The 17,926-nt window shown below is 61.6% G+C and carries 11 protein-coding genes, 2 tRNA genes and 3 rRNA genes; 9 read left to right on the forward strand and 7 right to left on the reverse strand.

The window, feature by feature from the left end; translation table 11 throughout:
- Nucleotide 1 precedes the first annotated feature (1 nt).
- From CAL19_RS11850 to CAL19_RS11860, 3 genes are read left to right on the forward strand one after another with little or no spacing between them, the layout of a single operon-like run.
- Entirely contained in the window at nucleotides 2-1,267 is a 1,266-nt protein-coding gene (locus CAL19_RS11850; RefSeq protein ID WP_094796869.1) for a glutamate-5-semialdehyde dehydrogenase, read from the forward strand.
- A 43-nt stretch (nucleotides 1,268-1,310) separates the two neighbouring features.
- Nucleotides 1,311-1,691 carry a hypothetical protein gene (locus CAL19_RS11855; RefSeq protein ID WP_094796870.1) on the forward strand — a complete coding sequence of 127 codons (381 nt, stop codon included), beginning with the start codon at nucleotides 1,311-1,313 and terminating at the stop codon, nucleotides 1,689-1,691.
- Nucleotides 1,692-1,706: 15 nt separating this feature from the next.
- Entirely contained in the window at nucleotides 1,707-2,111 is a 405-nt protein-coding gene (locus CAL19_RS11860; RefSeq protein ID WP_094796871.1) for a YchJ family protein, read from the forward strand.
- Nucleotides 2,112-2,220: 109 nt separating this feature from the next.
- Here the strand turns inward: CAL19_RS11860 and rrf are convergent.
- The 6 genes from rrf to CAL19_RS11890 form a co-directional block, all read right to left on the reverse strand.
- Nucleotides 2,221-2,334: ribosomal RNA gene (gene rrf, locus CAL19_RS11865) — 5S ribosomal RNA — on the reverse strand.
- 173 nt (nucleotides 2,335-2,507) lie between these two features.
- Nucleotides 2,508-5,394, reverse strand: a 23S ribosomal RNA gene (locus CAL19_RS11870).
- 282 nt (nucleotides 5,395-5,676) lie between these two features.
- Nucleotides 5,677-5,752: transfer RNA gene (locus CAL19_RS11875), tRNA-Ala, on the reverse strand.
- An 83-nt stretch (nucleotides 5,753-5,835) separates the two neighbouring features.
- A tRNA-Ile gene (locus CAL19_RS11880) sits at nucleotides 5,836-5,912 on the reverse strand.
- Nucleotides 5,913-6,051: 139 nt separating this feature from the next.
- Nucleotides 6,052-7,582: ribosomal RNA gene (locus CAL19_RS11885) — 16S ribosomal RNA — on the reverse strand.
- The 16S, 23S and 5S rRNA genes sit together here with 2 tRNA genes alongside, the layout of an rRNA operon.
- Nucleotides 7,583-8,217: 635 nt before the next feature.
- The gene (locus tag CAL19_RS11890; RefSeq protein ID WP_170940333.1) at nucleotides 8,218-8,499 is read right to left on the reverse strand and encodes a DUF1127 domain-containing protein; all 282 of its coding nucleotides are present in this window, start codon (nucleotides 8,497-8,499) and stop codon (nucleotides 8,218-8,220) included.
- Between the two features lie 91 nt (nucleotides 8,500-8,590).
- Between CAL19_RS11890 and CAL19_RS11895 the strand changes: the two genes are divergently transcribed.
- On the forward strand, nucleotides 8,591-9,553 hold the full coding sequence (locus CAL19_RS11895; protein WP_094796873.1) for a LysR substrate-binding domain-containing protein: 963 nt from the start codon (nucleotides 8,591-8,593) through the stop codon (nucleotides 9,551-9,553).
- Between the two features lie 125 nt (nucleotides 9,554-9,678).
- Complete coding sequence (locus CAL19_RS11900; RefSeq protein ID WP_094796874.1) at nucleotides 9,679-12,093, forward strand: DUF3772 domain-containing protein; 2,415 nt, start codon at nucleotides 9,679-9,681, stop codon at nucleotides 12,091-12,093.
- Here CAL19_RS11900 and CAL19_RS11905 read toward each other — a convergent pair.
- Nucleotides 12,071-13,441 (reverse strand): PLP-dependent aminotransferase family protein, encoded by a 1,371-nt coding sequence (locus CAL19_RS11905; RefSeq protein ID WP_094796875.1) that lies wholly within the window; start codon nucleotides 13,439-13,441, stop codon nucleotides 12,071-12,073. The two genes, CAL19_RS11900 and CAL19_RS11905, sit on opposite strands and share 23 nt — an antisense overlap.
- Before the next feature lie 202 nt (nucleotides 13,442-13,643).
- On the opposite strand from CAL19_RS11905, the gene dctP reads away from it, so the two are divergent.
- The 4 genes from dctP to CAL19_RS11925 all read left to right on the forward strand — a co-directional run bounded on the left by dctP (nucleotide 13,644) and on the right by CAL19_RS11925 (nucleotide 17,912).
- On the forward strand, nucleotides 13,644-14,687 hold the full coding sequence (dctP, locus tag CAL19_RS11910) for a TRAP transporter substrate-binding protein DctP (RefSeq protein ID WP_094796876.1): 1,044 nt from the start codon (nucleotides 13,644-13,646) through the stop codon (nucleotides 14,685-14,687).
- Nucleotides 14,688-14,767: 80 nt separating this feature from the next.
- Entirely contained in the window at nucleotides 14,768-15,286 is a 519-nt protein-coding gene (locus CAL19_RS11915; protein ID WP_094797160.1) for a TRAP transporter small permease subunit, read from the forward strand.
- Nucleotides 15,283-16,599 carry a TRAP transporter large permease gene (locus CAL19_RS11920; protein ID WP_026640230.1) on the forward strand — a complete coding sequence of 439 codons (1,317 nt, stop codon included), beginning with the start codon at nucleotides 15,283-15,285 and terminating at the stop codon, nucleotides 16,597-16,599. Before CAL19_RS11915 ends, CAL19_RS11920 begins: the two co-directional genes overlap by 4 nt.
- Before the next feature lie 26 nt (nucleotides 16,600-16,625).
- Complete coding sequence (locus CAL19_RS11925; protein ID WP_094796877.1) at nucleotides 16,626-17,912, forward strand: hydroxymethylglutaryl-CoA reductase, degradative; 1,287 nt, start codon at nucleotides 16,626-16,628, stop codon at nucleotides 17,910-17,912.
- Nucleotides 17,913-17,926 lie beyond the last annotated feature (14 nt).

The following is a 17,926-nucleotide window of genomic DNA, read 5'->3' on the forward strand; positions in this document are numbered from 1 at the left end:
GATGCCTACTACTGACATCGACACCGCCATGCTGACCCTGGGCGAAAACGCCCGCCGCGCTTCGCGCGCCATGATGCGCGCCAGCGGCGCCGCCAAAAACCAGGCGCTGCACGCCATGGCCGACGCTCTGGGCGACAGCCGGGCCGAGCTCAAGGCAGCCAACGCACAGGACGTCGACGCCGCGCGCGCGGCCGGACTCGAACCCGCCCTGCTCGACCGCCTGACGCTGTCCGACAAAAGCCTCGACCTCATGATAAGCGGCCTGCGCCAGATAGCCGCGCTGCCGGATCCTGTCGGCACGATCACGGCAAGCACCCTGCGGCCCAACGGCATGCGGGTGGCGCAGATGCGTGTCCCGCTCGGCGTTATCGGCATCATTTATGAATCGCGGCCCAACGTCACCATCGATGCCGCCGCGCTTTGCCTCAAATCCGGCAACGCCGCCATTTTGCGCGGCGGCAGCGAAGCCGTGCATTCCAATATCGCGCTGGGCGACGTGGTTCAGGCAGGCCTGCGCGCGGCGGCCTTGCCGGCCGAGGCCGTACAGGTCGTCAACACCACCGACCGCGCCGCGGTAGGCAAGCTCATCACCATGACGGAACACATCGACGTCATCGTGCCGCGCGGCGGAAAAGGCCTGATCGCGCGCCTGGCCAACGAAGCCCGCGTGCCGCTCATCAAGCACCTCGACGGCAACTGCCACGTGTACATCGACGCGGCCGCCGACCCCGAAAAAGCGCTTGCCATCGCACTCAACGCCAAGACTTACCGCTACGGCATCTGCGGCGCCATGGAAACGCTGCTGGTCGATGCCAGCGTCGCCGTGTCCATCCTGCCGCGCATTGCCGCGGCCTTCGCCGCCCATGGCGTCGAATTGCGCGGGTGCCCCCGCACTCGCGACATCGTCCCGGCAGCCAAGCCGGCCACCGACGAAGACTGGGCCACCGAATACCTGGCTCCCATCCTGGCCGTGCGCATCGTCGATTCCCTGGACGAAGCCATCGAACATATCGCGCGCTGGGGTTCGGGGCACACGGATGCGATCGTCACCGAAGATCTCTCGGCAGCCCAGCGCTTCCAGCGCGAGGTCGACTCCAGTTCCGTTTACGTCAACCTGCCCACTTGCTTTGCCGACGGGTTCGAATATGGCCTCGGCGCCGAAATCGGCATCTCCACCAATCGCCTGCATGCCCGGGGTCCGGTGGGGCTCGAAGGCCTCACCACCCTGAAATGGGTACTCAGCGGCCAAGGCCAGACCCGCGGATAACCGGCATTATCCGGCCCAGTCACGTACCAAACGTATCATTTCCATGCCCACGCAAGTTCTTGCCTACGCCTTCAGCCTGGTCACTCTCTGCTTCCTGGTCTGCACAATATGCGCCGTGCTGGTGTTCTTTGTGCGCGCCGATCACATCAACAATACGCTGCAGCACCCGCTGCTCAAGCACGGGCCATTCCGACGCTTTCCTTTCGCGGTCAAGACAGCAATCCTGCAAGACTATTTTTTCCGCCTGGCGTTTCCCGGGTTGAATTTCGGCTTGTTCGGCCGCGCCAACGCGCTGCTCAGCCATGTCGATCCCAAACGCACACCCTTCAGCGTAAAGGCGCCGGTTGTCGTTTTCTGGGCGTCGTGCTGGGTGGGCCTGGTGGCCATGATCGCCGTCTGGGTCATGCTGTTGATATACCGCTAAGGCGGGGCCGGGGCCATGCACAAAGCCCATCCACCCGCCCTACAACCCTGCCCGTGCGGCAGTGGCTCCAGCTACCAGCAATGCTGCCAGCTCTGGCACCAGGGGCCGCGCCGCCTGATGGCGCCCACCGCTGAAGCCTTGATGCGGTCGCGCTATAGCGCCTTTGTGCTCGACGAGCTGCAGTACCTGCTCGATACCTGGCATCCCGATACGCGTCCGGCCCAGCTCGAACCCAATCCACCCGGCCTGAAATGGCTGGGCCTGCAGGTCAGGCAGCACCGACAGCAGGACGATCATCACGCCACGGTCGAGTTCGTTGCCCGATGCCGCCAGGCGGGCCGGGCAACACGCCTGCACGAAACCAGCCGATTCATACGTCAGGACGGCCGTTGGCTCTACGTCGACGGCAAGCATTCCTGAAGCCGGGCGGGCTTTGCTCCAGCCGGCTGCGGCGTATGCATTGTAATTTTGCGTGTTTCAAAGACAAAACCCCAGCACGTTGTATGTGCTGGGGTTTTGAGGGATAAGAGCCTGACGATGACCTACTTTCACAGACGGGAAGTCCACTATCATCGGCGCGAAGGCGTTTCACTGTCCTGTTCGGGATGGGAAGGAGTGGGTCCACCTTGCTATGGTCGTCAAGCGTAAGCGCTAGGGTGCACGAGGTTTAGGGTCTCGGGCACCGCAATTGGGAAGAAGCACATCGAGCTGGGCGACAGGCGTTTCGGCCTGGCCAGCGATTGTGAAGGTATTTATTGATTGAACGGCACTTGTTCGCTATGTGTCATATCAGGTCTATAAAACCCGCAGAGTTATAGGATCAAGCCGCACGGGCAATTAGTATCGGTTAGCTCAACGCATTGCTGCGCTTCCACACCCGACCTATCAACGTTCTGGTCTCGAACGACCCTTCAGGGGGATCAAGTCCCCGGGATACCTAATCTTCAGACGAGTTTCCCGCTTAGATGCCTTCAGCGGTTATCTCTTCCGTACTTAGCTACCCGGCAATGCCATTGGCATGACAACCGGTACACCAGAGGTACGTCCACTCCGGTCCTCTCGTACTAGGAGCAGGCTCCGTCAAGTATCCAACGCCCACGGCAGATAGGGACCAAACTGTCTCACGACGTTTTAAACCCAGCTCACGTACCTCTTTAAATGGCGAACAGCCATACCCTTGGGACCGGCTACAGCCCCAGGATGAGATGAGCCGACATCGAGGTGCCAAACACCGCCGTCGATATGAACTCTTGGGCGGTATCAGCCTGTTATCCCCAGAGTACCTTTTATCCGTTGAGCGATGGCCCTTCCATTCAGAACCACCGGATCACTATGTCCTGCTTTCGCACCTGTTCGACTTGTCAGTCTCACAGTCAAGCACGCTTATGCCATTGCACTATCAGCACGATTTCCGACCGTACCTAGCGTACCTTCGAACTCCTCCGTTACGCTTTGGGAGGAGACCGCCCCAGTCAAACTGCCTACCATGCACTGTCCCCAATCCGGATAACGGACCAAGGTTAGAACCGCAAACAAACCAGGGTGGTATTTCAAGGACGGCTCCACCGAATCTGGCGACTCGGTTTCTGCGCCTCCCACCTATCCTACACAGGCCGGTTCACAGTCCAATGCAAAGCTACAGTAAAGGTTCATGGGGTCTTTCCGTCTAGCCGCGGGTAGATTGCATCATCACAAACATTTCAACTTCGCTGAGTCTCAGGAGGAGACAGTGTGGCCATCGTTACGCCATTCGTGCAGGTCGGAACTTACCCGACAAGGAATTTCGCTACCTTAGGACCGTTATAGTTACGGCCGCCGTTTACCGGGGCTTCGATCAAGAGCTTGCACCCCATCACTTAACCTTCCGGCACCGGGCAGGCGTCACACCCTATACGTCGACTTTCGTCTTGGCAGAGTGCTGTGTTTTTAATAAACAGTCGCAGCCACCGATTCTCTGCGGCCCCTTCAAGCTCTGCGCGCAAGCGCATCACCCTAACGGGGCATACCTTCTCCCGAAGTTACGGTATCAATTTGCCGAGTTCCTTCTCCTGAGTTCTCTCAAGCGCCTTGGAATATTCATCCCGTCCACCTGTGTCGGTTTGCGGTACGGTCTCGTACAGCTGAAGCTTAGAGGCTTTTCTTGGAACCACTTCCAATCACTTCGGTCCACTTGGGACCTCGTGCCACACCCTTGAATTACGCGCCCGGATTTGCCTAAGCGCCTTCTCCAATGCAGCAACAGGGACATCCAACACCCTGATGACATTCCGCGATCCGTCCCCCCATCGCACTGTACGACGGTGCGGGAATATTAACCCGCTTCCCATCAGCTACGCATCTCTGCCTCGCCTTAGGGGCCGACTCACCCTGCGCCGATGAACGTTGCGCAGGAAACCTTGGACTTACGGCGAGGGGGCTTTTCACCCCCTTTATCGCTACTCATGTCAGCATTCGCACTTCTGATACCTCCAGCAGCCTTTACAAGCCACCTTCGCAGGCTTACAGAACGCTCTCCTACCGCGTGCACTCTAAAGTGCACACCCGCAGCTTCGGTTTATCGCTTGAGCCCCGTTACATCTTCCGCGCAGGACGACTCGATCAGTGAGCTATTACGCTTTCTTTAAAGGATGGCTGCTTCTAAGCCAACCTCCTGACTGTCTATGCCTTCCCACTTCGTTTCCCACTTAGCGATAATTTGGGACCTTAGCTGGCGGTCTGGGTTGTTTCCCTCTTGAGTCCGGACGTTAGCACCCGGTGCTCTGTCTCCCAAGCTGGACTTGCGGGTATTCGGAGTTTGCCATGGTTTGGTAAGTCGCCATGACCCCCTAGCCATAACAGTGCTCTACCCCCCGCAGTCATACTTGAGGCACTACCTAAATAGTTTTCGGAGAGAACCAGCTATTTCCAGATTTGTTTAGCCTTTCACCCCTATCCACAGCTCATCCCCTAGTTTTTCAACACTAGTGGGTTCGGTCCTCCAGCACGTGTTACCGTGCCTTCAACCTGGCCATGGGTAGATCATCTGGTTTCGGGTCTACACCCAGCGACTGAATCGCCCTATTCGGACTCGCTTTCGCTACGCCTTCCCTATCCGGTTAAGCTCGCCACTGAATGTAAGTCGCTGACCCATTATACAAAAGGTACGCCGTCACCCCATAAAGAGGCTCCGACTGTTTGTATGCATACGGTTTCAGGATCTATTTCACTCCCCTTCCGGGGTTCTTTTCGCCTTTCCCTCACGGTACTGGTTCACTATCGGTCGATCACGAGTATTTAGCCTTGGAGGATGGTCCCCCCATCTTCAGACAGGATTTCACGTGTCCCGCCCTACTTCTCTTACGCCTAGTTCCACAAACCAGATTTCGTCTACAGGGCTATCACCTGCTACGGCCGGACTTTCCATTCCGTTCGACTACCTGATCTGCTAAATCGTAAAGGCTCTTCCGATTTCGCTCGCCACTACTCTCGGAATCTCGGTTGATGTCTTTTCCTCGAGCTACTGAGATGTTTCAGTTCACCCGGTTCGCCTCCACTGGCCTATGTATTCAGCCAGGGATACTGCATCGCTGCAGTGGGTTTCCCCATTCGGACATCTGCGGATCAAAGCTTGTTTGCCAGCTCCCCGCAGCTTTTCGCAGGCTACCACGTCCTTCTTCGCCTGTGATCGCCAAGGCATCCACCATATGCACTTAGTCGCTTGATCCTATAACACTACCGTCTTATAGGACGCTGATATGTTTCGCGTTTGTGCCGTTCATAAGTTTCAAAGCCGTTCTGGTCTTGCAACCAAAACCTTGAGAACTTGGAACAATCTAATGCAATCACAACCCGTGCACATGTTCATCAGCCTGGCGGCCAACTACTTCATGTGCACAATTTCGTTGTGCTTCTTCCTAATTGTTAAAGAACAATGTATAGCTTCATTGGGTAAAACCCAATGCATAAGACTGGCTACCAACCCTATGCACTGACTTCTACAAATCAATGGTGGAGGTGAACGGGATCGAACCGATGACATCCTGCTTGCAAAGCAGGCGCTCTCCCAGCTGAGCTACACCCCCAATCACACGAAACCGACCGCACCACGCGCCCTTGCACAAACCCACCATGCAAACACCCGTAACGCTGGCCAACCCCGGCAACCTGGTGGGTCTGGTTGGATTCGAACCAACGACCCCCGCCTTATCAAGACGGTGCTCTAACCGACTGAGCTACAGACCCAAAAACCTCTTCGGATCAGCAGTCAGGATTGCGGCACAGGGAGGTGTCCCCCTCTACCTACGCCCACAACCGATCCCAGCTACACATACAAACAACCGATAAGCGTGGACGCTCTGACAACACGGACTCACTCGCTCTTAAAGGAGGTGATCCAGCCGCACCTTCCGATACGGCTACCTTGTTACGACTTCACCCCAGTCATGAATCCTACCGTGGTAATCGCCCCCCTTGCGGTTAGGCTAACTACTTCTGGTAAAACCCACTCCCATGGTGTGACGGGCGGTGTGTACAAGACCCGGGAACGTATTCACCGCGACATGCTGATCCGCGATTACTAGCGATTCCGACTTCACGCAGTCGAGTTGCAGACTGCGATCCGGACTACGATCGGGTTTCTGGGATTGGCTCCCCCTTGCGGGTTGGCAGCCCTCTGTCCCGACCATTGTATGACGTGTGAAGCCCTACCCATAAGGGCCATGAGGACTTGACGTCATCCCCACCTTCCTCCGGTTTGTCACCGGCAGTCTCATTAGAGTGCCCTTTCGTAGCAACTAATGACAAGGGTTGCGCTCGTTGCGGGACTTAACCCAACATCTCACGACACGAGCTGACGACAGCCATGCAGCACCTGTGTTCCGGTTCTCTTGCGAGCACTGCCAAATCTCTTCGGCATTCCAGACATGTCAAGGGTAGGTAAGGTTTTTCGCGTTGCATCGAATTAATCCACATCATCCACCGCTTGTGCGGGTCCCCGTCAATTCCTTTGAGTTTTAATCTTGCGACCGTACTCCCCAGGCGGTCAACTTCACGCGTTAGCTGCGCTACCAAGGACCGAAGTCCCCAACAGCTAGTTGACATCGTTTAGGGCGTGGACTACCAGGGTATCTAATCCTGTTTGCTCCCCACGCTTTCGTGCATGAGCGTCAGTGTTATCCCAGGAGGCTGCCTTCGCCATCGGTGTTCCTCCGCATATCTACGCATTTCACTGCTACACGCGGAATTCCACCTCCCTCTGACACACTCTAGCCCGGTAGTTAAAAATGCAGTTCCAAGGTTAAGCCCTGGGATTTCACATCTTTCTTTCCGAACCGCCTGCGCACGCTTTACGCCCAGTAATTCCGATTAACGCTTGCACCCTACGTATTACCGCGGCTGCTGGCACGTAGTTAGCCGGTGCTTATTCTGCAGGTACCGTCAGTTGCTCCAGATATTAGCCAGAGCCGTTTCTTTCCTGCCAAAAGTGCTTTACAACCCGAAGGCCTTCATCGCACACGCGGGATGGCTGGATCAGGGTTGCCCCCATTGTCCAAAATTCCCCACTGCTGCCTCCCGTAGGAGTCTGGGCCGTGTCTCAGTCCCAGTGTGGCTGGTCGTCCTCTCAAACCAGCTACGGATCGTTGCCTTGGTAGGCCTTTACCCCACCAACTAGCTAATCCGATATCGGCCGCTCCAATAGTGCGAGGCCCGAAGGTCCCCCGCTTTCCCCCGTAGGGCGTATGCGGTATTAGCCACGCTTTCGCGTAGTTATCCCCCGCTACTGGGCACGTTCCGATACATTACTCACCCGTTCGCCACTCGCCGCCAGACCGAAGTCCGCGCTGCCGTTCGACTTGCATGTGTAAAGCATCCCGCTAGCGTTCAATCTGAGCCAGGATCAAACTCTTCAGTTCAATCTCTGTAGTTGTCGCACCGCTTGCCCCATGACAGGACTCGCAGCACTTCGCTCAAAGAAAATGAGGTTCCTTAAATGTGTTGGCCATGCACAAGGCACGGCCGCCTGACATTCTTGGTACTTCACTTCTGGTGAGCGCCTGATATATCTCTGTGGCTTAAAGAGCCCCAACCCGGCATGCCGCACCGAGCTTGCGCCCGATACCCACATACCCGATCAGAACCCCGTGGCCCGCATCATCAAGCGCCCACACTTATCGGTTGTTTCGTTGTTAAAGAACAGGTACTGCCACTGCGGTGCTGTTCGATCAGCACAGAAACGAGATTATGAAGCCTTTTTTGAAGGCTGTCAAATCGATCGCTTCGCGCTTCCGACTTGCCCCGCCGCTCGACTGCCGCTTCGTTATCAGGGTTAACCCTGAATAACTCGCTAACTGCCAAGCCCGACATCTTAGCACGATTTTTTCAGGCTGTGCAACAACGCGTATTCACATTGTGCCGCCCGACGCAACCAAGACACCGGCCCCGCCACCTGGAAAAACACACCCAGGCAACGAAGGAGCGAGACTATACACCAAAACCGGAGTGTGTGCCGCAACAGTTGCCGGCCCTGTTGGCAGGTACATCGGCGCGCCTACACGCGCAACCAGTGTTGGTGCTGAAGCCGCCGGGTTTCCTGGGCGATTTCCACGGCGCGCCGTATGCACGGGGGCACGCCGATGTCCTGCAGCAGGTGGTCGTCGAAATGAGACAACTCGGTGGCAGTGCGGTTGCACGCGTGGCGGGCGGCGACCGCGTGCCACCAGGCGACCACAGCCGGCCATACCGACGCGGTTGCCGACGCGGTTGCGCGCGACAGGCTTGCTTTACAGGCGGCCACAAAGCCTTGTTGGCAGGTAAGAGATTGCGATTGCATGACGAGTCTCCGCATCAAGTGGGCTTATTGGTAAGCCTACATGCACAACAATCCGGCGAAAATCGCATTGTGCTATACATATTGGTCAGTTATGCTAACCAGCATGAGTAGACTGCCCTTGAACACCCTGCCCGCCTTCCGCGCCGTGGCGGAGCTGCAGAACCTGCGGTCCGCCGCGCAGCGGCTGCACCTGACACACAGCGCGATCAGCCAGCAGATTCGCGGGCTGGAAGATCAGCTGGGCTTTGCGCTTTTTGACCGCGTCGGACGCCGGCTGGTGCTCAATGGCGCCGGCGAAGCCTTGTTGCGCAGCGTGCAATGCGCCCTGGAGCAGCTCGACGAGGGCGTACAGGCCGCGGCTCTGGTGTCCCGCGGCGCGAGCCAGCGTTTGCGAGTGTCGGCATTGCCTTCATTTGCGCAACGCTGGCTGCTGCCGCGCATGACGCGCTGGCGCGAGCGCCATCCCGACCTGGTGCTGGAGATAGAAACTTCGCATCAGGTAGCCGATCTGCAGCGCGAGGGGTTGCAGGCCGCGCTGCGCTCGGGCGTGGGCCCCTGGCCCGGTGTGGTGTCCGAGCCGCTGTTCGACATGCCCATGCCGATGATCGTGCTGGCTTCGCCGGACACGGCCCGGCTGCTGCCGGACAGCGAGCCGCAGACACTGGCGCGCCAGCCCCTGCTTGGCGACAAGGAAATGTGGCGGCAGTGGTTTGCGGCCGCGGGAATGACCGCCAACGTGACGCCGGTGGCAAGTTTCAACGATGCCGGCCTGATGCTGCAGGCGGTAGAACAGGGGCTGGGACTGGGGCTGGGGCGCGAGTTGCTGGCGGCCGATGCATTGTGCGCGGGACGGCTGGTAAAAGTGTCCTCAGTGAGCGTGGAGCTTGAGCCCGCCGATACTTATCACCTGGTATACCCGCCCGGACTGCGCGACTGGCCGCCGCTGCAGGCCCTGCGCACCTGGATCCGCGACGAACTGGAACGTTCGCGCGCAACCCTCACTTCGTCGGACGCGGCCCCCCGCAGACCCGCCCGCCCGAACCCGGGAAACTGAATCCAAACGTTGAGCAAGTAATCGCGTATGTCCGTGGCGGGGATCTCATAGGTTTTGTTGCATACGGCCGTAGCGGCCCTTGCTATGCTGCCTCTCGGAAAGAGGAGCCGAGAGGTTCTGTTGTCATGATGCTGTTGATGCGCGCACGACGCGCTGCCTGGCCGCGCCTGCTGGCCGGCCTGTGGCTTTGCCTGGTGCTCGGCGCTGCGGCGCAGGGCGCCACCCAGCCGGAACGCCCCCCCGATGCCGCACAGGCAGAAACTGTGCTGGTCGACGCCCGCAAGCAAATCGACCAGATACGGGAACACCTGGAAGACGGCGGTGAAGACGCCCAGCTGATGCGCTGGCGCAATGAAGTGCTGGACTTGCAATCGAAGGCCGATGCACTGGCCGAGGCCCTGGCGCCCCAGTTGGCCAGCGTCAGCGCACGCCTGGGCGAATTGGGCGAGCCGCCCGCGGGCACGCGCGAAGCGCCGGATGTGGCGGCGCAACGCGCCCAATTGCAGAAAGACAGCCGTGCGCTGGATTCGCAGATCAAGCTGGCGCGCCTGCTGGCAGTCGAGGCCTCGCAGACGGCGGAGCAGATTTCCGCGCTGCGCCGCAATCAATTCCAGGCCAGCCTGGGCGAGCGTCGCGATTCGGTGCTGGGCACGCCGTTCTGGCTGGAGTTGCGCGGCGACCTGCCGCGCGACTTGCAGCGTTTGGCGCGCCTGGGCGGCGAACTGCGCGAGGCAGCCGGCGCGACACCGGGCGGAGCATGGGCCGCGCTGGCGCTGGCCGCCGGCGTGATCCTGGCACTGCGGGCCGCCTGCGGCCGCCTGCTGCTGAAGCTGACCGCGACGCGCGTGCCGCCCGGGCGATTGCGGCGCTCGTTCCTGGCGATGTGCATCGTGGCGCTGTCCGTTGCCACGCCGGGGTTGATCGCCGCACTATTGAATGTGGGCCTGACCTGGGACGCCAGCCTGACCGACGACACGGACAACCTGCTCGGCGAACTGGTGGCCGTGGTGTGTTTCGGCGGCTATGTGGCCGGGCTGGGGCATGCCCTGTTGCAGCCGGATCGCACCAGCTGGCGCCTGCCCGCGATATCGGACGCGGTGGCGCAGGGATTGCGTCGCCTGCCCCTGGTGCTGGGCATACTGGTAGTGGCCATCTGGCTGAGCGACCAGTTGCCGGTGCTGCTGAACGCAACGTTGACCACGACCATTGCCGTCACCACCCTGGCAACCCTGGCCCTGGCGATGGTGCTGGCATGCGGGCTGCACCGCGCCACCCGCCTGCAGCAGCAGGCGCGCGAGGCCGACGAAGACGGACACCCCTCGCCCCGGCCGTTCTGGCTGTCTGCGCTGGCCGCGGCGGCCTGGACTGTGCTGGCCGTGAGTGTCGCCAGCGTGCTGGCCGGGTACGTTGCCTTCGGCAGCTTTCTGGTAAAGCAGCTGCTGTGGACCCTGGCAATCCTGTGCTCGACTTACTTGTTGTCGGTGTTGATCGAGGATGGCTTCAGCACCTTGCTGGCCCCCTCGCCTGGCGATGACGCCGACGCGCGCAACCGCGTGCGCGGCCAGGCGGCTGTGCTGCTTTCAGGCATAGGACGCGTAGCGGTGACACTGCTTGCCGCCACCCTGCTGCTGGCTCCGTTCGGCGAAGGCCCGAGCGACCTGCTGCACCGGGTCAACCAATTGCACAGCGGCCTGCAGATCGGCGAGGTGCACCTGCGCCCGGCCGCCCTGATGCAGGCCCTGCTGGTGCTGGCGCTGTGCCTGTTGGGCGTGCGGCTGCTCAAGCGCTGGCTGGCCAACCGTTACCTGCCCACCACCGAGCTCGATCCGGGCATGCAGCTGTCTGCTGCCACGCTGTTCGGATACACGGGCATCGTGGTGGCGGTGGCGCTTGCGCTGTCCGCGCTGGGCATCGGGCTGGAACGCGTAGCGTGGATAGCAAGCGCGCTATCCGTGGGTATCGGCTTCGGCCTGCAAGCCGTCGTGCAGAACTTCGTGTCCGGGCTCATCCTGCTTGCCGAACGACCGGTGAAAGTCGGCGACTGGGTATCGCTGGGCGGAGTAGAAGGCGACATTCGCCGCATCAATGTGCGAGCGACGGAAATCCAGATGTCGGACCGGTCCACGGTGATCGTGCCGAACTCGGAATTCGTGACCAAGACCGTACGCAATGTGACCCACGCCAACCCGCTGGGCGTGGTGCAGGTCAGGCTGCCCATGCCGCTGGACACGGATGCGCGGCGCGCCACCGAGCTGATGCTCGAGGCATTCAAGGCGCACGAGGGCATTCTTGAATCGCCGGGCGCGGAGGTTTTCCTGGAAGGCGTCGAGAACGGGCACCTGCTGTTCAACGCGCGCGGCTACGTGAGTTCGCCGCGCAATACGTACGGGGTGCGCAGCGCGCTGCTTTACGACATATTGGCGCGCATGAAGGCGCAAGGCCTGGCCCTGGCATCGCCATCGACGCTGGTGCTGGCGCGCAGGCCATCGCATGGCGGCGCCGCCCCCGACGATGAGCCTAGCGCCCCACATGGCGCTTGATGAAATCCAGGAACCGCGGATCGGTGGCGTATGCGATGTTCACGCGCAGCGCCGACGTCAACTGGCCGCGATCCGGCATGAAGATGGCGCCCGGCGCCAGGAAGATGCTGGCGTCGGACGCGGCGCTGGCGAGGGCCAGTTCGTCCTGCCCCGGCATGAGCTTGGCCCACAAGTAATAGCCGCCGCCCGGCGCATGGGGCAGCGACAGGCCCGCGGCCTTCAACGCGGTTACCGCATCGCGCGTGGCGCGTTCGACGTGGGCCTTGAGGCGACGCTGGTGCTTGAGATACTGGCCGCTTGCGATCAGGTCGAACACGACGCGTTCGACGTAATCGGACGTGCTGACTACCGTCAGCATCTTCAGGTCGCATAGGGCGCCCGCCAGGGCGCCGTTGGCCGCCAGGTAGCCCACCCGCAGGCTGGCTGACAGCGTTTTCGAAAACGTGCCCACATAGATGACGCGCTCGAGCTGGTCGAGCGTGGCCAGGCGCGGGCTGGCATGCGGCAGGATATCGGCGAACGGATCGTCTTCGACAATATAAAAACCGTACTGCGTGGCGGCCTGCAACACCCGGTGGCCGACAGGCAGGGTCATCGAACTGCCGGTGGGGTTGTGCGCCAGCGACTGTGTGAAGAACACCTTGGGCTTGAACGCGGCCGCCTTGCGGGCGAGATCGTCGAGATCGGGACCATCGGCGCGCCGCCGCACGCCCACCAGTTTCACATTCGAAAACCTCAACTTGCCGAACAAGGGGTAGTACCCGGGACTGTCCACCAAGGCGACGTCTCCGGGCTCGAGCAGCTGCCGTGCAACCAGGTCCAGCGCGTGGTTGGCTCCATGTGTCAGCAGCACTTGCTCGACGCCGGCCTGGATGCCGCGTTCGGCCAGCGTCAGTGCGATGCGCTCGCGCAGCGGCTTGTACCCCCAGGGGTTGCCATACCCATGCCCTATCTCGGTGTTGCGAGCGTTGCGGGCGCCGCCTGCGGGGCGCCCCAGGTCGAAACGCTCCATCCATGAGGGTGGAGGACGCCCGTCGCCGACCCGCACTTCATAGTGCTGCACCAATTGCTCGCGCAACAGAGACACCGTGTCGATGGCTTGGGCGACATGCCGCGAACGCTGCGCCGACGACAGCGGGCGGCTGGCCGACACGTAATAGCCCGACCCCGGCCGCGCCTGCAACTGTCCCATGGCGACCAGGCGATCGTAGGCGTCGGCCATCGTGTTTTTGGAAACGCCGTGCTCGACGGCGCCCGCCCGCACCGAGGGCAGGCGCTGCCCGGGACGAAGCGCGCCGCTGGCGATAAGCCCCGCAATTTGATCGACGATGGAGCCGACACGGCTCATGCATATCTCCAGAAGCGAACTGTACCGGTTTTGTGTCTGGTACAGTTTTCAGGCCAATTCCCAAACTGTACCTTGTTTTGTCCCGGGTTAACGCGGATTATCCCATCTGCTCCGGCAAATGCCATACGTGCCGGGTGCGTGTTGAACCGAGAGCGCATGCCACGGACCATGCCGCGCCAGACTAGAACATCAAGGAGAAGACATGAAGACCATCGATCGCCGTTCGGCTATCAAGACCCTGGGGCTGGGCACGCTGGGCGCGGCCGGCATATCGGCCGCGTTGCCCGCGCATGCGCAGGAAACGGTGACCTGGCGCATGCAGGCGCTCTGGGATGGCGGCACGACGCCGCAGAAGTTCGAGGAACGTTTTGTCGCGCGGGTGGCGGAACTGACCGACGGAAAGTTCAAGATCGAACTGTTTTCGGCGGGCCAGCTGGTGCCCGCCAACCAGGCCTTCGACGCCGTGCGCGGCGGGGCCTTCCAGATGATGAAGACATTCGACGGCTATGAGGCCGGCAAGATTCCCGGACTGGCATTTACCAGCACGGTGCCTTTCGGCTTTCCGGAGGCCGATCAATACGAGGCGTGGTTCTATGAGCTGGGCGGCCTGGACCTGGCGCGCGAAGCCTATGCGCCGGCCGGCCTCTTCTATATCGCGCCCACCGTCTACGGCCCGGAGCCGATCCATTCGAAGGTACCCATCAACACGCTGGACGACCTGCGCGGCAAGAAAGGCCGCTTTGTGGGCCTGGCCTCGACGGTGATGGGCGCGCTCGGCGTGTCGGTGACGCCGCTGCCTACCGGCGAGGTGTATTCGGCGCTGGACAAAGGCGTGATCGACCTGGCCGATCGCGGCGACCTGACGGCCAACCTGGAAGCAGGGCTGGGCGAAGTGGCCAAGTACATCGTCATGCCCGGTCCGCACCAACCTACTACAGCGACGAGCTACGTGGCCAACCGCGCGGCCTACGAGCGCCTGCCAGCGGCCTATAAGGCTGCCCTGGCGGCCGCGGCGCGCGAAACATCGGCGGCCCTGCGCCAGCATATCCTGGTGGCAGATGGCAAGGCGCTGGCAGCCTTCAAGGCGCAGGGTGTCGCCGTGACGGCGCTCGATCCGGCCGAGCTCGCGCAGGCGCGCGCACAGGTCATGCAGACCTGGCAAAAGGCGGCCGGCAACAATCCGAACGCGGTGAAGATCCTGGAAAGCCAGACGGCCTTCATGAAACAGCTGGGCCTGCTGGCCTGAGCGGCGCCCGAGGGGCGGGGCGCACACGGCCCGCCCTTTTGCAGCGGGCTTGCGGCCCGCATTCAATCACCGAGAATTACATGCCTGTTGCCATACGCTGGTATGTCACGCTGGTGACGGGGATCAACCGCGCGTTGTTCCTGGCCGTTACCGGTCTGATGCTGGTTATCGTGCCCGTCATGCTGTACGAAGTGGGGTCGCGCTATCTGTTCAACGCGCCCACCGTGTGGGGCATGGAACTGGCGACGATGCTGTTCGGCCCTTACTTCCTGCTGGGCGGCCCCTATCTGTTGCATTTGCGGGGCCATGTGAACCTGGACCTGGTGCGCAGGCGGCTGCCGGCCGAGCGCATCCGCCAGCTGGACCTGTTCAACCACCTGATCATCATGGCGTTCTGCGCCATTCTGGCCACGTATTCGCTGCCGCTGGCCATGCAGGCCATGGAGTTCAGGGAAACATCCTTTTCTGCATGGAACCCGCCCGTGTGGCCGCTGAAATTCGCCGTGCCCGTGTCGGTGATCCTGCTGGGCGCGCAAAGCCTGGCTGAGTTCCTGCGCTTGTGGGTGCGCGACCCCGGCGCCATGGAGGCCACGCCATGACGCTCAGTCCCAACACCGTGCTGGCCATCATGTTCGGCGGATTGACCCTGCTGATGCTGACAGGCCTTCCCATTGCGTTCGTGCTGGGCGGACTGTCGCTGCTTTTGACCGTGACGCTGTGGAACGCCGATGCGGTAGTGCTGATGGTGCTGCAGATCTTCGACACCATGAAGTCCGAGGCGCTGCTGGGCATCCCGTTGTACATCCTGATGGCCGGCATTCTGCAACGCTCGGGTGTGATCGAGGATCTGTACCGCGCCATGGAATTGTGGTTTGGCAGGCTGCGCGGCGGTCTGGCGATCGGTACCGTGGTGATCTGCGTCATCATGGCCGCCATGACCGGCGTAGTGGGCGCCGCGGTGACGGCGATGGCGCTGCTGGCCATGCCCGAAATGCTGCGCCGGGGCTATGACCCGAAGCTGGTCACCGGCACCATCTGCGCATCCGGCACGCTGGGCATCCTGATCCCGCCATCGGTGCTGACGATCGTGTACGCGGTGACCGCACAGGTATCCATCGGCAAGATGCTGATTGCGGGCATGATGCCGGGGCTGATCCTGGCGGTGCTGTATATCCTGTACATCCTTTACGTCGCGTACTTCCGCCCCGGACAGGTGCCGCCGCCGTCCGGCGACCCGGTGCCCTGGCCCGCAAAATTGCGCAGCCTGCGAGCGGTGATCCTGCCGATGCTGCTGATCGTGATGATATTGGGCTCGATTTTCTTCGGCATCGCCACCCCTACCGAAGCGGCCGCGGTCGGTGTGCTGGGCGCCATCCTGGCCAGCGTGGTGCGCGGCCGGCTGACCGTGAACGGCCTCGGCTCGGCCGCCGTGGAAACGCTGAAGGCTACCGCAATGATTCTATGGATCACCATCGGCGCGAAGGCATATGTGGCGATATTCACCGGGCTGGGCGGCGCCAATACGCTGATGGAATTCATCCAGCACCTGGATGTGCCGCCCTACGCCATCCTGGCGGCAATGATGCTGATCCTGATTTTCCTGGGCACGGCGCTGGACGAGATCGGCATCATCCTGCTGACCGTGCCGGTGTTCCTGCCCATCGTGCGCATGCTGGGTTTTGACGAAATCTGGTTCGGCGTGCTGTACGCCATCACGATACAAACCGGCTACATCAGCCCGCCCTTTGGCTACACGCTGTTCTACATCAAGGGGCCGCTGCCGCCCCACCTGGGCATGGGCACGGTATACCGCGGCGTGACGCCCTTCATGCTGCTGCAGATGCTGGCGCTTTTGATCTGCGCCGCCTTCCCCGGCCTGGTCACCTGGCTGCCGCGCCTGATGACGCACTGATCTCCTTTGACTTGATACGTGGACACATGACCGTGAATACACCAGCCAAGAATTCCCGCATCCCCGGATTGCACAAAGACGATATCGCGACGCGCCTGGCCCGGGTGGCCGCATTTGCCGATCTCGACGCGGCGACGGTGAGCCATCTCGCCGACATGGGCAACCTGGACCCGCAGTTGGCCGACCGCCTGATCGAGAACGTGGTGGCCACGATGAATATTCCGATCGGCATCGCCACGAACATGAAGGTGGACGGCGAGGACGTGCTGATTCCCATGGCGACCGAGGAATCTTCGGTTGTGGCCGCGGTGTGCAACGCGGCCCGGCAGTGTTATGAGCACGGCGGGTTTACGACGTCTTTGTCAGGCTCGCTGATGATCGCGCAGGTGCAGCTCGTGGGGGTGCCGGACCCGATGCATGCACGCATGCGGATTCTGGAGCGCAAGGCCGAGATCAAGACCCTGTGCGATGAATGCGACCCCATGCTGGTCAAGCTGGGCGGCGGACTGCAGGACGTGGAGGTGCGCCATATCGAAACTGCCGGCGGACCGATGGTGATCACGCACCTGATCGTGGATACGCGCGACGCCATGGGCGCCAATGCCGTCAACAGCATGGCCGAGAAGCTGGCGCCCCATATCGAGGCGTGGGCAGGCGGCCGTGTGTACTTGCGGATCTTGTCGAACCTGGCCGACCGCCGCCTGGCACGGGCACGCGCGGTGTGGACGTGCGAAGCGATCGGCGGCGAGCACGTGCGCGACGGCATTATCAGCGCCTACCGATTTGCCGCGGCAGATCCGTACCGGGCGGCAACGCACAACAAGGGCATCATGAACGGGGTCTCGGCGGTGGTGCTGGCAACCGGCAACGACACCCGCGCGGTAGAGGCCGGAGCGCATGCCTACGCGGCCCGCAAGGGGTGGTATTCCAGCCTGACCGACTGGGAAGTGACGCCTGACGGGCACCTGGCCGGCACCCTGGAAATGCCCATGGCGGTGGGGCTGGTAGGCGGGGCAACCAAGCTGCACCCGACCGCGCGCGCCTGCTTGAAGATAATCGGCGCGACAACGGCCGAGCGTCTGGCCCGCGTGATTGCCGCGGTGGGACTGGCGCAGAATTTCTCGGCCCTGAAGGCGTTGGCGACGACCGGCATACAGAAGGGCCATATGTCGCTGCACGCGCAGAACATCGCCATGATGGCAGGCGCAGCGGGCGACGAGATCGAACAGGTCGCTCAGGCCATGGTGGCGCAAGGCGCCGTGCGGGTGGACGTGGCGGAGGCGGAACTCGCACGGCTGCGCAATCGCGGGTGAACGCGCGGGATGTG

The sequence above is a fragment of the Bordetella genomosp. 7 genome, from assembly GCF_002261265.1.
Taxonomy (GTDB): Bacteria; Pseudomonadota; Gammaproteobacteria; order Burkholderiales; family Burkholderiaceae_B; genus Bordetella_A.